Here is a 15,780-nt window from a genome sequence, read left to right on the forward strand (position 1 = left end):
GTGCTTTTTCCCAGTATGTCTCACCCTGATTCGGGTGCTGACCAGTCCGTGTGGGGCAGGCGTGGGGCAGCCTCGACCCTCCTAGCCGCCGTTCCTCAGCGCCCGCTCGATCCGGGCGTTCGCCGTGGCCGCACCGCCGTCCAGGCACTTGGCGTACACCCGGAACAGCACGGCCACGCTGTGGCCGGCGCGCGCGGCCACCTCCTGCGGTTCCACACCGGAGCTGAGCCACGTGGACACGGCGGCGTGGCGTAGATCATATGGGCGCTTCGCCAGCAGCGAAGCGCACTGAGCGGGCGTGAGAGCGCGTGTGCGGGCCTCTGCCCACACCTCGCCATATCCGGTGTCTTGGATGAGCCCGCCGCGTTGCGTCCGAAACAGCCGCCCGTCGGGAGCGACGCCGTACGCGATGACGTGCCACCGGAGCAGGCTCACAAGATCGGGCGGGATCGGCACGGTGCGGACTGCTTTCCGGGGCCGGTGCTTGAGCCCTCGCCGGTCGTGCGCCTCACCGCTGTCCGTCCAGGCCGACCCCGAGCGCGGGCGGGTCTCTCGGAGGCGCAGAGTGCCCCACCCTCGCCGGGGCAGGTCGCAGTCCTGGAGACGGAGACCGATGACTTCCGCTGGCCGTGCCGCCGCGTAGTACATGCAGCCGAAGAACGCGACCAGGCGCCGCCCGCGAGGGCTCTGCGTGCGCACGGCATCGAGCAGCGCGAGAGCCTGCCGGGGGTCTGGCACTGAGGCGGGGTCCAGTTCCTCCGCTACCTGCTCCGGAGCTTTCCACTGCACCTGTGGCAGAGGGTTGTCCGTTAGGCGGCCAGCGTCGACGGCGTAGCCGAGGGCGTTGTGGAAGATGGCCCGCTTCCGCCGGATGGTCGACGCGGATGCCGTGGTGCCGTCCAGCTTCTTGGTCAGGGCGTCCAGAGCCGCGCGCACGTGCATCCGGTCGGCCAGAGCGGACGTGGGCAGCGACTTCCGCTCGAACCATGCCAGCACGGCGGCCACGTCGTCCGGGAGTTCCTGGTCACGGCGGCTCATGTTGAACGCCCAGCTGTAGAGAGCCGTTCGCACGGTCTTGGCGTCGGCCATTCCCTTGGTGTTTGTGACAAGCGCCGGCGTCACCGTGGCCATGGCTTCCGCGAGCGTCCGACGCGTCGAACCGGGGGAGTGCTGCCACTTCATCTCGATGTACTCGCGTGCGTGCTGGTACCAACTCACGTCGTTGCGCTTCCGCAGCTCGGAGACCGGCACCCCGGTGGACTCGTCGAACGGCTCGCCGGCGTGCGCTGCCCGCAGCAGCTCGGCGCGTCGGCCGTCTGCCAGGGTCTTGGTGCGGAACGTCTGGGAGTGCGGAGTCTCGCCCGTTTTCCAGCGCAGCTCTGCAGAGGTCTGTCCGCGGTCCTTCCGTTGCCGGACGGACCAGATCCGAACGTCGTACGTCTTTCCCATCGGAACCTTTCTGGGAAGGGGCCCGGCATGAGCCGGGCCCCTTGGGTGGTGTCGGTGAGCCGATGTGTTCAGTAGGCGGGGGTGTCCAGGTTGCTGAGCCAGTCGTCCAGGTCGTTGCGGCGAACCCGCAGGTGGCCGTTGGGCAGCTTCACCAGCCGCGGCGCCTGCCCACGGGCGCGCATGCGGTAGAAGGCGGCGCGGCTCATGCCGATTTCGGTGAGGACTTCGGGGAGCTTGAGCATCTTGGGGCTGGCCAAGGTGGTGACTCCTTCTGGGGTGAGGCGTCCGGGGGCCTTCTCAGAAGTCCGCTACATCCGCTACAGCGCTACATCGCAGGTCAGCGGATGGTTTTTTGTAGCGGAGAGGTTGCGTGTAGCGGCTACGTCCGCGCTACGGGGTAGCGGGTGTAGCCGCTACACGCTGGGGTGCCGCTACAGATTCACCGGCTCTGAGCTGGGCTGTAGCGGCGTAGCGGATGTAGCGGAGTTCTGGGGAGGTGGGCAGTAGCGGGCCCACGCGTCGGCCAGGTCGGCGGCGTGGAATCCCTTGAGGACTCCGCCAGCGGTGCGGATGTTGCGGGAGCGGATCGGCTCGTTGTCGGCCGTCATGTACTCCCCGAGCATCCGCGACAGCTTGCGGTTGTCGAGCGGCTTGCCGTCCAGGTCCGCCCACGGGGCGTCATCGAGGGCGTTGAGCCGATCGATGATGGCGATGGTCGGCAACCGGTCGATGCCGATCAGCACGTGATCGCGCAGGTCGGTCAGCAGCCGGATGCCGAGACTGTGCTTGTCGGTGTGCTGCGCTGCGGTGACCAGCGCAACGCACGCTTCGCGGGCCCGGCGCGGCCAGTCGCCCCCGGCGGCGTCGGCGACGGCGAGCAGAGGTTCCCACACGTCCGCCGGCCGGTCGGTCACCCCGTCCGGCATCTCCGGCCACGCCCCCGTCACCTGCCCGCGGACCTGCTCCGCCCACGCGGCGAGCCGGTCCCGCAGGGCGTGTCCCTCAGCCTCGTGGATGCGGGCGCGGAAGGCTTCCACCCGTTCGCTGCGGGCCCGGCGGCGCATACGGATGACGACGGAGCGGGTCAGGATCGTGTCCGGCAGCGAGCCGAGACCGGCGACCGCGACCGCGCAGTAGGACGGAAAGGCTTGCACGGTCTGGTTGCCGCCGTCGCCGATGCACCGGTACGTCACGCCCGAGCGGCGGTGACCGGCGTTGAGAAACCCGCGCAACTCCTCGTTGTCCCCAGCCTTGGGGCCGAAAATGGTGTCGATCTCGTCGAACAGGATCGTCGGCCGGCCATTCGCCCCGGACACGGCCCGGAACAGGGCGGCGGCGGACGCGTTGACGGCCACCATCGGTTGCGGCACGAGGGTTTCCACGATCTCCAGCGCCCGCGACTTCCCGGACCCCGGTTCGGGGGACAGAAAGGCGATGCGGGGGGTGGAGTCGAAGCAGTCGAGCAGGTGGGCGTGTGCGTCCCACAGCGCGACGGCGACGTAGGCGGCCTCGGTGGGGAAGACGTTGAAGCGCCGGTGGAAGGCTTCCACCTCGTTCAGCAGCGCGGCCCCGTCAATGGCGGTGCTCATGCGGCGTTCCTCCGTTCGGCGCCCAGGGTGGGAGCTCCAGTGCAGAAGTGCTTGTGCGCGGCGTACTCGGTGACCAGCGCGGCCACGGCGTCCTGCCCGCGGGCGGTGCTGGTGTGCCCGCAGGGGCAGGCGTAGGCGGCGGTGGGGGTGTCGCCGTGCCGTGTGGACCAGCGGGCCCCGTCGTAGTGGTGGCGGTAGACCGGCGGGGCGTAGATGCGGATACCGGGCCGCTCCGGCGTCGGGTCGGCACTGGGGTGCGCTCCGTCGGCGGGGAACCGGTTCGAACGAAAAGCAGTGACGACGCCCTGACGGGCGGCGCCTGCTGGCTCGCCCACGGCCGACCGGGCGCTGCTCGGTCCGGCGGCGCGCGGGCCGGTGGTCGGGGCCGGTTGGCCTTCCAAGCGGGGGCGGGGCGGGGTGCTCATGCCACCTCCCGTGGCCGGGCGGTGCGCAGGCTGCTGTCCAGGGCGCTGCGGATCGTGGTGCGGCACTCGGCAGCGGTGAGTCCCACCGCCTCCCCTGCCGCTTGGAAGGCGTCCTCGGCCACGTGTCGGGGGAGGTCGCCCCACGCGACGAACCGCCCCACCTTGAACGCGCTGCGGTTCAGCGTGGTATTGCGCAGCCCCTCCGGTGCGGCGGCCACGACGGCGCACTCGGCTTCCAGCGCGGCCACGGCCGCCCGGCTCCCGTCGACCGCCGGGAGCCTGAGCGGGCCCACGGGCCGCGCGGGAGCCGGTTGCAGGATGCTCAACAGCCATCCGGGCAGCGGCGCGGCCACAGGGTCGCTCAGCGCTTCGTACCGTCCGGCGGGGGTGATGCTGCCCGCGGCGACGACGTAGCCGCCCCATGCGCGGGTGTCGACCGCGTCCGCGACGGTACCGGCCGTGTTCGGCAGCCGGACGCCGTCCGGGGCGGTGAAGTACAGGTGCGTCCCGCCGCTCGCGGTCCGGGTCCGGTAGGTGTCGGGGACGGCGTGGCCGGCGCGCTCGCAGAGCGCTGCGAAGGTCGTCGCGCCGTCAGGCGCGTCCGAACTGCCCTTGTGCTCGGGCGTGTCCAGGTCGACCACGACCAGTCCCGACGGGCCGGTGGCGATGCCGACGTTGAACGGCGCCCGCGACCAGGCCGCGCGGATGCGGTCCGGGTCGGTGGTGGCGCGCTGCTCCCACTTCCGGTGCCCGGCCGTGCACGGGCCGGTGCCGGTGCACGTCTTCTCGCCGTGCAGCGCGGGCCGCTTCGTACCGGGACGGAGCGGGAACACCCGCCAACCTCGCTCGGCCGCGTTCAGAGCGGCGCGCATCAGGTCCTCGCTCATGCCGCCACCCCCCACGCGGGCCTGGCCGTGACGGTGCCGAGCAGCAGGCCGTAGGCGTGGTGGGCCTGGCGGGGTACGACGCCGTTGCCGAGGATCTTCAGTTGCTCCTTGCGGGGGATGCCGGGCACGGCGGTGATCCACCCTTCGGGCAGGCCCATCATCCACTCGGTGAACAGCGGGGACAGGCGCCGGTTGCCGCGGGTGCCCGGTTCGGTCGGGCACGGTGCCGGCCGTCCGGTGATGTGCTCCCACCGGCGGATCGCGGGCCCGTAGTCGGTGCCGTCGGCGGCCACCCATCGTTCGTCCAGCGGGACCGGCCCGGACGGGGTGGTGTCCACGCCGGCGAGCAGGTTTACGGCCACCTCGTTCAGCGGCCGGGCGTTCCTGTCGAGAAGGTTGGACGCGCCGGACTTCCAGTCGCGGGCCGCCGGGGTGGGCAGCAGGCTCACGGCTGCGGGGGCGGGAGTTTCGTCACCGCGGTGCGCAGGTTCATCCCGCCCTTGCGCTTCGGCGAGGTTCCGGGGCCGCCAGTGCCGTCCGAGCTGGTGGGGGTCGGCATCAGTGGGATGGGCAACTGCGAACCAGCGGTCGCGCTCGTGCGGGGCGCCGGTTTCGGGGTCACCAGCGCGTACGCATGTCCACCGGAGGTCATACCGGAGCGCGGCCAGGTCCGCGGCGACGACGTCCAGCCCCCGCGAGCGGAGCGCCGCCACGTTTTCCAGGAAGACGAGGCGCGGTCGAAGGTGGCCCACAGCCTCAGCGACGTTTTTCCAGACCCGCGACCACTGCCCATTGATCCCGTCCCTTCGTCCAGCGTTGGAGGTGTTGCGGCAGGGGAAACCGGCGCCGATCACGTCCGGCCGGAACACGTCCCGGACCCGGTCCCAGTCGACGTGCCGGATGTCCCCGAGGTTGGGCATCCCGGGGTGCCGGTGGGTGAACACGGTGGCGGCGTGCGGGTCGTTCTCGGCGAAGGCGGCGACCTGGCCGCCGATGCGGGCCCGGATCGCGGCCTCTAAGCCGCCGTAGCCGGCGCACAGCGACAGGATGTGCGGCGAGTCAGGTGCTCGCCGAATGTCGGTGGGTTGGGTCATGCTGGGGTGTCTCCAGTTCTCTTGTTGGGTGCTGGTTGACGGGGCGGTCGCGGTCTTTGGCGAGAGGCGACCGCCCCGAGTCATGACAACTTGGGGGTGGAATGACGACTGCGTGGCTGGTGCTGGCTCTGGGGGACAGGCGAGAGCACGCCGGGAACGACGGGTATGACGACAACCCGGCGGAGCACTACAGCTGGGACAGCACGGTTCCCAATCACGCGCGCCTGGCAGAGGGAGACGTGATCGCCCTCTGGGACAGGAAGGAACTGATCGGTGTCTCGGTCATCGAGGCCATCGAGACGGACACTCGCGAGAAACCGCTGTATTTCTGCCCGAATTGCGACAAGGCAGCGATCAAACGGAGACAGCAGAAGGCGCCCCAGTACCGGTGTTACGACTGCGGAGCGTCGTTCGACGTCCCCGGCCGCACAACCAAGCAGGTAACGACTTACCGGTCACGCCATGGCAAGGCATGGACGGAGGTACGAGGGCTACTGTCCGGGGCGGAACTACGGGCCCTGTGTGACTCGCCGCGATCGCAGCACAGCATGCGACCCGCGCGGTGGGAGAAGCTACGCAACGCCCTGACGGCTGTCACGGGCGACGTCGCTGAACTCGATGTGCTGGAAGAGACGCGCTTGGCCATTCCCGGAGGACACCGGGAGTCGGTCGTACGGGTTCGTATAGGGCAAGGCGCCTTCCGTAAACGGCTGCTGGCCGACCAAGGCGAGCTTTGTGCTTTCACAGGCCCTGCGCCCGCCACAGCCCTGGAAGCAGCCCACCTCTACAGCTATGCCCAGAGCGGCGAGCACCACGAGCATGGCGGGCTGCTCCTGCGGCGCGATATCCACCGTCTCTTCGACCTGGGCGAGATCGCGGTGAATCCCACGACAGGCACGCTCGACATCTCCGCGGAGATGCTCGCGTATCCGCTGTACGCGAGCTTGCAGGGAAAACCGGTGGCAGTACCCCTGCAAAGGGAACACCGCACCTGGCTCGGTAGGCACTGGCGTCTCCATCGGCCGGAGTCCTAGCCGGCCCAGCCCACGGACACCTGGGTCTCAGCCGTGGAAGTGGTTGCGCTTGAAGACGGCCCGGCGGATGTTCACGGTCGTGCCGCTGCGGTGGCTGCTGCTCCCGAGGACCTGGACGGCGATCCATCCGCCGAAGACGACGGCGGCGAGGATGATGAGCTGCGTGACGAACGCGGTGAGGGCAGCGATGAACGAGGTGAGCAGCAGCAGCCCGCCGCAGACCGCGAGGAAGCCGACGCCCCCGAGGGCGACGTTCGCCGCCGCGGGGGAGACGGCCGGCTTGGCGGTGACCGGCTCCGGGCGGACGGCGTCGATGGCGTAGCCGGTGACGATCCGGCCGTCGGGCAGGACGATGCTCGCGACCGCCGGAACGGTGTCCGGCTGGACGGGGACGACCGGTGCCGGGTGGACGACGGAGGGCGGTATCGGGGCGGGCCGGTAGGCGGCCACGGCCCGTTCGGCGGGCGCGGGGCGGGCGGGTTCGGGGTACATGCGGAATCCCTTCCGGTCGATGGTTAGGGAGGCGGAGGCACCCCCTTCCGGGGCGCCTGTGGAGGGGGTTTCGGGGGTGTGACCGGCGTGCCTCCCTGGCTCCCTGGACGATCATTCGTGCAGGTCAAGGTCAGGGAGGCGGGTCAGGGAGGCGTGCAGGGAGTTCTCCCTGCCTCCCTGACCCGTCGGGGGTCGGTTCCCTGCCGTCAGTCGGCGGAAGCGGAACCGTTGGTGTCGCGGTTGGCGAGGGCGCGGGCGACGCGGTCGCGGCCGACGACCATGCGGCCGTCGGACTTGTAGGGCTCGGCGCCGGCGTCCTCGAGCACGCGCTTGAGGTCGCCGGGCGTCCAGGTGCCGTAGGCGTCCTCGCTGAGCGCGGACAGCCGCTTGAGGACGTCGGCGGTCAGCACACGGGCGGCGTCGCCGAGGACGGCGGCGATGTCGGTGAGCGGGTCGCGCTCCTCGCCCCGCTCGATGACGTGCAGGGTGGTCACCCCGTCGCGCAGGGCCTTGGCTCGGCCGGCGATCGTGTGCGCGTCGTCGGTGCTGATGTAGTGCGTGCGCACCGTGATGGACGACTGCCCCTTGGGGATCTCGATCCCGTCGGAGGCGACGACCAGGGTGCCCTTGTCCAGACCGGGCCGCAGAAGGTTCGGGGCGGCGCCACCGTCGACGGCCTTGTCCCCCAAGGCCATGCGGGCCTGCGACTCGGTGCCCAGGGCGAGGGAGGCGCGGGTGTGGGCACCCTCGCGCACGAGCTTGGGGAGGTTCTGGTCGGTGGGGTCCTGGGTGCCCTGCCACAGCAGCACGTTCACCGCACGGCCCTGGTTGTGAATCTTGCGGGCCCCCATGAAGTAGCGGGAGGTGGCACTGGACCCGCCGTAGGGGCGCTTGTCCTCGCCCTTGACCGGGCACATGAACGCCACCTGCGCTTCGTCCACGATGACGACCAGCAGCGGGAAGTCAGTGCCGGGCGGTGCCTGGAGACGGCGGTTCATCTCCTCCACCGCGTCCTCCAGCATCTCGGTGACCTGGATGACGTGGTCGTCGGTCGGGCCCTGGATGAGCCGGGAGGCGATCCCGTCGAACATGGCCCAGTCCCCTGCGCCCTTGAGGTCACCCATCCAGAACTCCACCGACCGGTCCAGAGCCAGCCACAGGGCAAGGGCGCGCAGGGCGGCGGTCTTGCCCTGGTTGGACAGACCGGTGATGAGCAGGTGCCGCTGATACAGCGACAGCTCGGCGGCGTCGCCGCGCAGGTCCTGGCCCCACGGGGCCCGGCCGGTCTTGTAGTTGGCGGTCAAGGTCTCGTCCGTGACCAGCGGGGAGGGGCCGATCGGCTCGTCCAACGCTCCGCTGTCGGCGATCCACAGCCGTACCGTGCGGGCGGCGGTGGGGATGGTGATGAACACCTCGTGTTCGTGTCGGGTGAGGTTCTCGGCGAGCTTGCGACGCCGGTTTTGCACCTCCACCGTCGACACCCCCGAGGGGAGGGTGACGTCGACTTCCACGCCGCATCCGGCGATGCGGATCGGTCCGAGCATGGAGGCGCCGGCGTCGCCCATCTCCTTGATGGCGCGGGCCAGGGCGGGCACTCCGAGGTCGCGCAGGGCCTTGACCACGATGGACGGCGTGATCGGCTCCCCCTCGCCCGACCGGACATTCGCGGGCAGGGCCCAGGCGGGGGCGGCGTGTTGCTTGCGGCCGACTGACCACAGGGCCAGCAGCGCGAGGAACGGGCCGATGGTGAGCGCGGGGCCCCAGACGATCTGCACGATGCGGATCAGTAAGGCGATGAAGTCGATGGTCGCCGCGAGCGGGGTGATGACGTCCTCGGCCTGGCCGGTGCTGATGGCCATGACCATGCCGAGGGCGACCAGCAGGCCGATGCTCATGCCGGCGCCGACGGCCACGCCCTTGGCTGCGTCGACGGGGGAGTGCAGCAGGTCCATGCGGCGGTGATGGCGGGCGGCGCGGAAGCGCTGCAGCCGCTCCTCCCACTCCTCGGCCGCTTCCAGGTTCCCCGCGGCCTCCGCCGCCCGGATCATCCGCTCGTACCGGGACCCGGTGTGGCCGTCCCAGGCACGGCGGGCCACGATCCGCCCGCCGTTGAACGTGTACAGACCGTGCCGGGCGACCGTGCGGACAGTGGCCTTGGTGCCCTCATGGGTGACGGCCGACTTCACCGCGCGGCCGGAGCGCACCCATAGCGGCACCGGCCGCGCCGGGGGCGCGTCGGGCACCACGGTGAGGGTGGTCACGGTCGCCGGTCCGGCGGGCGGGTCGGTGTGCTTGTGGAGGTGGACGACGTTCTCAGACATGCTGGAACAGCTCCTGACTGCCCCGTTCGGGGCGGGAGTGAGGGAGAGCCGGGGTGGCCGGGTCCGTCGCAGGGGACGGCCACCCCGGGTAGGTGTGACGTACGGACGGGTTCCGCTGGTGGGGAAGTACGAGCCCGGCGAGCCTTAGGGTTCGCCCTGGCACCTTTCAGGCGGTCGCGTCACGCGGCGGACGTGATCACCACCACCCGTTCGACTTCTTGGTGGCCTTTTCGCGGGCGGCCTCGGTGATGAGCCGCTGCCGCTCGCCGTGCAGCGCGTTCAGCTCGGCGGTCAGTCGCATCTCGGCGGCGCTGCCGGTGGACTCGATCTGCTGCTCCGCGCGGCTGGAGCTGCGGCCCCGCAGGGTGCGGTAGGCGCCGGTGGTGACGGCGCGGGCCATGGCGCGGCGCTCGCGGCCGCTGAGCGGCCACAGCTCGCCCCGGCGGACCGCTTCCAGCTTCTTCGTGGTCGCCCGGATCGCGCGGTCCAGGCGGCGCAGGTCGGCGTTACTCATGAAGTGCTCCCATCGGACCCGTACAGGTCGGGGTAGGCGCAGGGGACGCAGGTGCCCAGCGCGGCGGGGATGACGTAGCCGGCATCGCGCCCGCAGTCGGGGCAGAGGCGGCGGGCGGCGTTTGCCTTGGCGAGCGCCGCCCATCGGGCGGGCGTCATGGGCCGGACCGGCAGGGCCAAGTCGACGCGGTAGAGGTAGGCGACCAGCGGCCCCCGCCGTCGGCGGGGGCGTTCGAGTTGCGCGGCCACGTCCTGACCACCGGGCCGCAGGCCGAGGGCGCGCAACTGTCGGCGGGTGGCGTAGCCGTCCGGGGCCAGGCGCCACCGGAACACCGGCAGCGCCCCCATCACGCAACCCGCTTCCACGCCGCCCGCAGCCGCACCTCGGAGGCGGAGTGGCCGGCGGACCGGAACCGGGACGCCATCTCCCGGTATGAGAGAGCCGGGGTCTCGCTGGTGCGGATCTCGTCCACGATCACGTCCAGCGCCTCATCGGTGAGCGCTGGCGCGGCCTCCAAGGAGCGGGCCGAAACCGGCTCCGTCGGCCCCCACACGGGGAGTTCCCAGCGGGGCGTGACACCGGGTGTGACGGGGGTCGTCACGCTGGTGAGCGCCCTGCCGGTCTCCTCGCCGGCGCGGGCTGTCTCTAGCGTCGACCATGCCCCGGCGAGGGTCTGCGCCGTTCGCGCTTGGACGCGTGCGACGCGGGCCCCGGCTTCCGTCACGGCAGTCAGCCGGGTCTCCTCGGTGGTCGCTTCCGCGCGCAGTCGGGCGCGGGCCACAGCCGCCTCGTCACGGGCCTCCTGCTGGATACCGCGGATCGCATCGAGGGCGACCGGGGTGAGCGCGGTGCGCTCCCACAGCCCGTGCACCAGCCATAGGGCCTTGGCGGCGATCGGCAGCCACGCGACGGCCAACCACGCGCCGGCGGAGTGCTCCGCGGTCAGCGCGTGCGCGACCAGGACGCTGGCGGCGAGGATGCCGAAGGACCAGCCGACGGCGGTCACGGCCCGGTTGTGGTCGCCCTGCGCGGCCAGGCGGCGTTCGTAGGCGAGGGTGGCCAGCCATCCGCCGTCGATGCCGAGACCGACGATTACGGCGATCGGCCACGGCACCGCCGTACCGAGCCACATCACCACCACGGCCAAGGTGAGCACCATGGACACGGCCGTCATCGCGACAGCCGGCAGAACGGTCTTGGCCCTCATGCGGTCACCACCTCTCGGGGGCGCACCGCGACGGCCGCGATCAGCACGACCGGGGTGTTGCCGTCGTCGGGGTCCCGACTGTCCTCCGTCCAGGACCACGCCGCGCCCGGCGCCACCTCGTAGCCCAGGGCGGCCAGCGCGCGCCGGCGCTCCGCCACGGTGGGCACCGGCCCGGTGCGCTCCCACCGGACGGTGGGCCAGTCCGGCACTCCGTACAGCACGACGTACAGGCGCCACGCGCTGCCGGTGCTCGACATCTGCGCGGTCAGCGTCCCCATGCCGCACCTCCCGCGGTGAGCAGGGCGGCGAGGATGAGCAGCGCCCCGCCGGCGCGGATGAGGTCGACCGCGCGGCGCAGGCAGGTGAACTTGGCGACCGCCAGCCTCGACAGTCCGGCGATGTCGGCGGCCAGGTCGACTGAGACAGCAGCGCTGATCTCCTCCGCCGTGAGCGTCGCCCACAGCGGGAAGCCGTGCCGGCCGGACAGGTTCGGGCGGACCGACCGCAGCAGCAGACCGGCCGCCACGACCAGCAGCGCCAGACCGGCACCGCCCGCGACGGCGGCGGGCGGGTTCAGCGGCAGGTCACGGGCGACCGTCCACGATCCGGCGAGCACCGCGCCGACGAACGCCAGCAGCAGGGCCGTCTTGCTGTCCGTGCGTGTGATCTCCGCCTTCACCTCGGCGTGCGCGGCGATCAGGTTCCGGTCGGTGGCACTCATGCCGCACCGCCCGGCAGGCTCGCGGCCGTGGTGCGGTTGAGCAGGGCGACGCGGGCGGCGAGGGCGCGGCGGCGGGCCCGGCGGATGCGGCGGGCGTCCAGCTCGGTCGGCGTGCGGTCCAGCGTGGTGATGTGCGCGTCGAGCAGGTCGACGTCCGCCAGGATGACGGGCATCTCCAGCTCGATCGCGTCCAGCTCGGCGTTCGTCGGCTCCATGAAGTCGGCGAACGCGGTAACAGCGTCCTGAACAGTGACGATGTGCTCCATTGGGTCGTGTTCCTCTCAGCGATGGAACGGCCCGAACAGCACCCACCGGAGTAGCCGCTCCGGTGGGTGCGCGCCGTTGGAGTCGGTTCCGGCTCCCCGCACCCCCGCCCGTACGTCCTCATGCGATGCGCGGAACGGACGGGCAGGAGAGGCAGCCGGCCGCAGCGTCAGCGCTGCGAGACCAGGAAGAGACGGACCGGGAAGTCGAACGGGTGCCGCCGGCCGGTCCGGCCTCCAGCGGCACCCCAGGTATGTCGTCGGTTCACACCGAACCCCCGTGGATCGCAGGGAATCGACTTGATCTCCCACGGCTCCGAACTGCGCCTTGCTCCGCCTCCCTTGGACGGCGCGCCATTGCCGTGCCGCTCAGTCGTCACTCGCTGAACGGCGCTCCCATCCCTCGCGGGTGTCATGGACCGGGTGCAGCCCAATCACCGGGGTCCCCGTGATCCGGTCCCTGGGTCTACGCCCGAGGGTCAGACCAGCGGCTTAGCCGATGACACCGATCGATCCGTGAAGACGACGGACTTTGACGTCTCCCGTGCCGCACGGGCTGCGCGTAGGCAGGACCGGCGGGGTCGTTCCGCGCACCAGGGACCGGAGCCAGCTCCGTAAACTGGTGCGCACCAGTAGATTGCATCTGGTGCGCACCAGAGTCAAGGTGGTTCGCCATTTCAGGTGGCGTTCGCTCCCTGTGGTGCTTCTACAGAAGACCGCTCAGGGCAGGGCTGCCGGTAGCCAACAGCTCTTAACATCCGGCCTGTTAACCCCTGTTGACCTGCGGCAACGTGCGGCATGCTGAGAGCGCCAGTGAGGGCTTTTACCGTCGGACGGTGATCTGTGGGCGCAGGACTTCGAAGCGCGCGGGCGGCGCGAGGCTGGTCTCAGGAGCGACTGGTTCGCGAGATCGAGCAGTACGCCCGGCGGAACGTCACGGACGTGGCCTCAACCGCGAGCCTGCGGGTGTACGTGTCCGAGTGGGAGAACGGGAAGCGCACGCTCTCAGACCGGTATGCAGGCATTCTGCGGAAGCTTCTCGGCGTCACTGACGCGGAGTTGAGAGGCGCTGGACCGGTGCCGGTGGCCGCTTCCGTTGACGGCTACGACGAACTACTCAGCCGGATCGACGCGGCCGGCAGTGTCGGTGAGTCCATGGTTCAGGCGTTCAACGATCAGACGGAGTTACTCCGCACCATGGACAGGCAGAGGGGCGCGGCCGGTCTGGTCGACCAGATGACGGGGCACCTTGCCGCCCTGGAAGACGCACTCAACTTTGCTGTGCTGCCGACCACGCGCCGCCCCGTCGCGCTCGCCCTCGCGGGTGCGTCGACCCTCGCAGCGTGGCAGGCCATCGATTCGGGAGCGGTCGAACGGGCGTGGCGGCACTACGAACTCGCGAAGCGAGCTGCGCGTGACGCTGAGGCTCCGATGTACCTCGCCCATGCCATGGCGGAACAGGCGTACGTGCTCTGTGAGGCCGGTCGGCCCGCCCTCGGGGTCGACCTCGTACGGGACGCGCGGCGCACCGTTGGCCAGTTGGGTTCCGCCCGGTTGCGGGCGTGGCTGTACGCGGCCGAAGCGGAGATGTGCGCATATGCCGGCATGCCGGACGACTCCCGGCACGCGCTCGATGCGGCCCTGGCCGTCATCCCGCCGGGCCCGGACGACAGGGACCCCGACATGCTGAGCATCTTCCTGAACGGCGCACACCTTGCCCGGTGGCACGGCAATGTGCTTGCCATGCTCGGTGACGGCGACGCAGTCACGCGTCTGTACGGAGCGCTGGAAGACATGGACCCGTCGTTTGTCCGGGCGCGCGCCGGACTGCACACGGACCTGGCGCAAGCGCACCTGACGCGAGCCGAGTACGACGACGCCCACACCCATCTGAGGCAGGCCCGGTTACTGGCGGGCCGCACTGGTTCGGTGCGGCAGCGCCGTCGCGTCGACATGCTCAGCGCGCGGCTGTGACTCCCGGCGTGCGCCGACTGGCCAGGATGTGCAGCAGCGCAACGAGGGTGCCGGACCCCATCAGCTCACCGCGGGCCATGAGTCCCGGAATGTCGGCGAGGGGAACCCACTCGATGTGGCCGGCCTCCTCCAGATCGGTCGGGTCACCGACCCTTTCCGCCCCGTGGCCGACGAAAATGTCGTGCGGCGAGTCGACCATGCCAACCATGGGCTGATAGGTCACGACGTGCTCCAGCGCCTTCGGGCGCCACCCGGTTTCTTCGACCACTTCCCTCAGCGCGGTGTCCGCCGGTTGCTCGCCGGCGTCGACGATGCCGCCCGGGAGCTCCCAACCGAATTGTTGGGGTACGAAGCGGTAGCGCCACATCATGAGCACGCGGTCGTGGTCGTCCAGAACGGCGGTCACGGCCACGTGGTGCAACTTCACCACGTGATGCTCAAACGACTCCATGCCGGGCGGCTCCACGTCCCAGAGCTGAAGCTTCACCCATCGGTTGTCGTACAGGTCGCGCTCACCGTGGATACGCCACGGCTCTACTCCCTCCGGTTGCCTGACACTCACAGCGCCTGGTACTCGGTAGGAGCTTCTGCCCCGTACCTCCAGCGCCCCCTCGGCGACCAGACGGGCGAGCACTTGCCGCAGTGCCGTCCGACCGATGCCGAGTTCCTCGACCAGCGCGCGTTCCGAAGGGAACTTGTCGCCGGAGGCGTACTCGCCCCCGGCGAGCCGCTCCCGAAGCGTCTCGTAAACCTTGGTCGTCTTCGGTCCCATCCGCGACGCACTCTCCGCTCTAAAGTGGTGCGTACCAGCGTAGCCCGACTGTGACTGCGGCTGACCAGAAGTTCTTATTAGCGGCCACGCCGGAGGTGTACCACGAGTGCGATGCGTTCAGGGGATCCTCGGGAACTGGGTGGGAACCCGATCGTGAGCCTCGTGCCCTCGGACCGTGTAACTGTCGTCATCTGCGCGCTCTGACAGACGCAGGAGCCATTCCTTGAACTTGGCAGTGGGCCAGCACGTGTCATCATCCCAACGTGCGCCTACAAACTCAGGAAGCCAAGCTAGGCTGTCTTCCCAGAGGTGGGATTCTGCGCTATCAAACCAGCCTGGGTCGAAAGCTCTTAGATTCGTTCCTCTGAGATCCGCGTCGCGGAAATCGGTACGATCGAGCTGGGCGCCAGCTAGGTTTGCGTGCGACAGATCTGCCTGAGTGAAGTTGGTCTGACTAAGAAATGCTCCTACAAGACTGGTTGAACTGAGTCGGGCGCCCGTCAGGTCGGCGCCATCGAGTATAGCGCCGTTTAGGTTCGATTTATGTAAATCCGCATAGCGGAGGCTGGTAAGCGTCAGATTCGTGTGCATCAGGGTCTGTCGCTTCCATGACAGACGATCCAGATCGCGGCCTCTTAAGTCACGGCCATCGAGATGGGGACCAGGGTGGGGTCGGTGAGGAAGGGGCAATCGGCGGGATGAATCGTCTGCTTGCGTGGGTATAGCTCGCCTGGCCTTGCCCGCCTGAAGGCGAGGCGCAACTGGTTGGGCGGCACGTTGCACTGCAGTATTCCATGAGAGGGGCGGTTGGAAAGCGGCGGAACGTCGAGACAGTACAGCAATGATTCGGCCGAGCAGACTTTCCGCGTGAATTCCGCGCCCGGTGCGGTGGGCGGTCAATTTGGGAGTTACTGTCTGTGGCGCAAAGGATGGTCGAGGCTTTCGCATCAGATGCCTCCCTGTCCCGTTGCCGTGCTGTCCTGGGCTGCGTTCACTGGCGACTGTGACGGTGGCGCTGGCAAGACAGGATTGTTCGCA

Annotated in this window: 18 protein-coding genes; 2 read left to right on the forward strand and 16 right to left on the reverse strand. The window is 70.0% G+C overall.

Going from position 1 to position 15,780, the window contains the following annotated elements:
- Positions 1-81: 81 nt before the first annotated feature.
- The 6 genes from ACZ62B_RS10740 to ACZ62B_RS10765 form a co-directional block, all read right to left on the reverse strand.
- Entirely contained in the window at positions 82-1,449 is a 1,368-nt protein-coding gene (locus ACZ62B_RS10740; RefSeq protein WP_469689881.1) for a tyrosine-type recombinase/integrase, read from the reverse strand.
- Positions 1,450-1,517: 68 nt separating this feature from the next.
- Positions 1,518-1,706, reverse strand: coding sequence for a helix-turn-helix transcriptional regulator (locus ACZ62B_RS10745; RefSeq protein ID WP_469689883.1), 189 nt, complete (start codon positions 1,704-1,706; stop codon positions 1,518-1,520).
- Positions 1,707-1,880: 174 nt separating this feature from the next.
- Positions 1,881-3,038: a DUF3631 domain-containing protein gene (locus ACZ62B_RS10750; protein ID WP_469689885.1), complete on the reverse strand. Its 1,158-nt coding sequence runs from the start codon at positions 3,036-3,038 to the stop codon at positions 1,881-1,883.
- Complete coding sequence (locus ACZ62B_RS10755; RefSeq protein ID WP_469689886.1) at positions 3,035-3,463, reverse strand: hypothetical protein; 429 nt, start codon at positions 3,461-3,463, stop codon at positions 3,035-3,037. Before ACZ62B_RS10755 ends, ACZ62B_RS10750 begins: the two co-directional genes overlap by 4 nt.
- Positions 3,460-4,350, reverse strand: a complete 891-nt coding sequence (locus tag ACZ62B_RS10760) for a bifunctional DNA primase/polymerase (RefSeq protein WP_469689887.1) — start codon at positions 4,348-4,350, stop codon at positions 3,460-3,462. Before ACZ62B_RS10760 ends, ACZ62B_RS10755 begins: the two co-directional genes overlap by 4 nt.
- Positions 4,347-5,444: a DNA cytosine methyltransferase gene (locus ACZ62B_RS10765; RefSeq protein ID WP_469689889.1), complete on the reverse strand. Its 1,098-nt coding sequence runs from the start codon at positions 5,442-5,444 to the stop codon at positions 4,347-4,349. Before ACZ62B_RS10765 ends, ACZ62B_RS10760 begins: the two co-directional genes overlap by 4 nt.
- Before the next feature lie 101 nt (positions 5,445-5,545).
- On the opposite strand from ACZ62B_RS10765, the gene ACZ62B_RS10770 reads away from it, so the two are divergent.
- The gene (locus tag ACZ62B_RS10770; RefSeq protein WP_469689892.1) at positions 5,546-6,478 is read left to right on the forward strand and encodes an HNH endonuclease; all 933 of its coding nucleotides are present in this window, start codon (positions 5,546-5,548) and stop codon (positions 6,476-6,478) included.
- Between the two features lie 27 nt (positions 6,479-6,505).
- Here ACZ62B_RS10770 and ACZ62B_RS10775 read toward each other — a convergent pair whose 3' ends face one another.
- The 8 genes from ACZ62B_RS10775 to ACZ62B_RS10810 all read right to left on the reverse strand — a co-directional run bounded on the left by ACZ62B_RS10775 (position 6,506) and on the right by ACZ62B_RS10810 (position 11,999).
- Positions 6,506-6,970: a hypothetical protein gene (locus tag ACZ62B_RS10775; protein WP_469689894.1), complete on the reverse strand. Its 465-nt coding sequence runs from the start codon at positions 6,968-6,970 to the stop codon at positions 6,506-6,508.
- 206 nt (positions 6,971-7,176) lie between these two features.
- Positions 7,177-9,291 carry an ATP-binding protein gene (locus ACZ62B_RS10780; protein WP_469689896.1) on the reverse strand — a complete coding sequence of 705 codons (2,115 nt, stop codon included), beginning with the start codon at positions 9,289-9,291 and terminating at the stop codon, positions 7,177-7,179.
- A gap of 196 nt (positions 9,292-9,487) precedes the next feature.
- Entirely contained in the window at positions 9,488-9,805 is a 318-nt protein-coding gene (locus tag ACZ62B_RS10785) for a hypothetical protein (RefSeq protein WP_469689898.1), read from the reverse strand.
- Positions 9,802-10,152: an RRQRL motif-containing zinc-binding protein gene (locus ACZ62B_RS10790; RefSeq protein WP_469689899.1), complete on the reverse strand. Its 351-nt coding sequence runs from the start codon at positions 10,150-10,152 to the stop codon at positions 9,802-9,804. Before ACZ62B_RS10790 ends, ACZ62B_RS10785 begins: the two co-directional genes overlap by 4 nt.
- Complete coding sequence (locus ACZ62B_RS10795) at positions 10,152-11,012, reverse strand: protein spdB (protein ID WP_469689901.1); 861 nt, start codon at positions 11,010-11,012, stop codon at positions 10,152-10,154. The genes ACZ62B_RS10790 and ACZ62B_RS10795 overlap by 1 nt, the downstream gene beginning before the upstream one ends.
- Positions 11,009-11,290, reverse strand: coding sequence for a DUF6303 family protein (locus tag ACZ62B_RS10800; RefSeq protein ID WP_469689903.1), 282 nt, complete (start codon positions 11,288-11,290; stop codon positions 11,009-11,011). The genes ACZ62B_RS10795 and ACZ62B_RS10800 overlap by 4 nt, the downstream gene beginning before the upstream one ends.
- Entirely contained in the window at positions 11,278-11,733 is a 456-nt protein-coding gene (locus tag ACZ62B_RS10805) for a Pycsar system effector family protein (RefSeq protein WP_469689905.1), read from the reverse strand. The genes ACZ62B_RS10800 and ACZ62B_RS10805 overlap by 13 nt, the downstream gene beginning before the upstream one ends.
- Positions 11,730-11,999 (reverse strand): DUF6284 family protein, encoded by a 270-nt coding sequence (locus ACZ62B_RS10810; protein WP_469689907.1) that lies wholly within the window; start codon positions 11,997-11,999, stop codon positions 11,730-11,732. The genes ACZ62B_RS10805 and ACZ62B_RS10810 overlap by 4 nt, the downstream gene beginning before the upstream one ends.
- Before the next feature lie 963 nt (positions 12,000-12,962).
- On the opposite strand from ACZ62B_RS10810, the gene ACZ62B_RS10815 reads away from it, so the two are divergent.
- The gene (locus ACZ62B_RS10815) at positions 12,963-13,970 is read left to right on the forward strand and encodes an XRE family transcriptional regulator (protein ID WP_469690063.1); all 1,008 of its coding nucleotides are present in this window, start codon (positions 12,963-12,965) and stop codon (positions 13,968-13,970) included.
- Here the strand turns inward: ACZ62B_RS10815 and ACZ62B_RS10820 are convergent.
- Together ACZ62B_RS10820 and ACZ62B_RS10825 are read right to left on the reverse strand one after the other, a co-directional pair.
- Complete coding sequence (locus tag ACZ62B_RS10820; RefSeq protein ID WP_469689908.1) at positions 13,954-14,742, reverse strand: NUDIX domain-containing protein; 789 nt, start codon at positions 14,740-14,742, stop codon at positions 13,954-13,956. The genes ACZ62B_RS10815 and ACZ62B_RS10820 overlap by 17 nt on opposite strands.
- A gap of 117 nt (positions 14,743-14,859) precedes the next feature.
- Positions 14,860-15,690 carry a pentapeptide repeat-containing protein gene (locus ACZ62B_RS10825; protein ID WP_469689911.1) on the reverse strand — a complete coding sequence of 277 codons (831 nt, stop codon included), beginning with the start codon at positions 15,688-15,690 and terminating at the stop codon, positions 14,860-14,862.
- Positions 15,691-15,780 lie beyond the last annotated feature (90 nt).

The sequence above is a fragment of the Streptomyces sp. NPDC053426 genome, assembly GCF_055585405.1.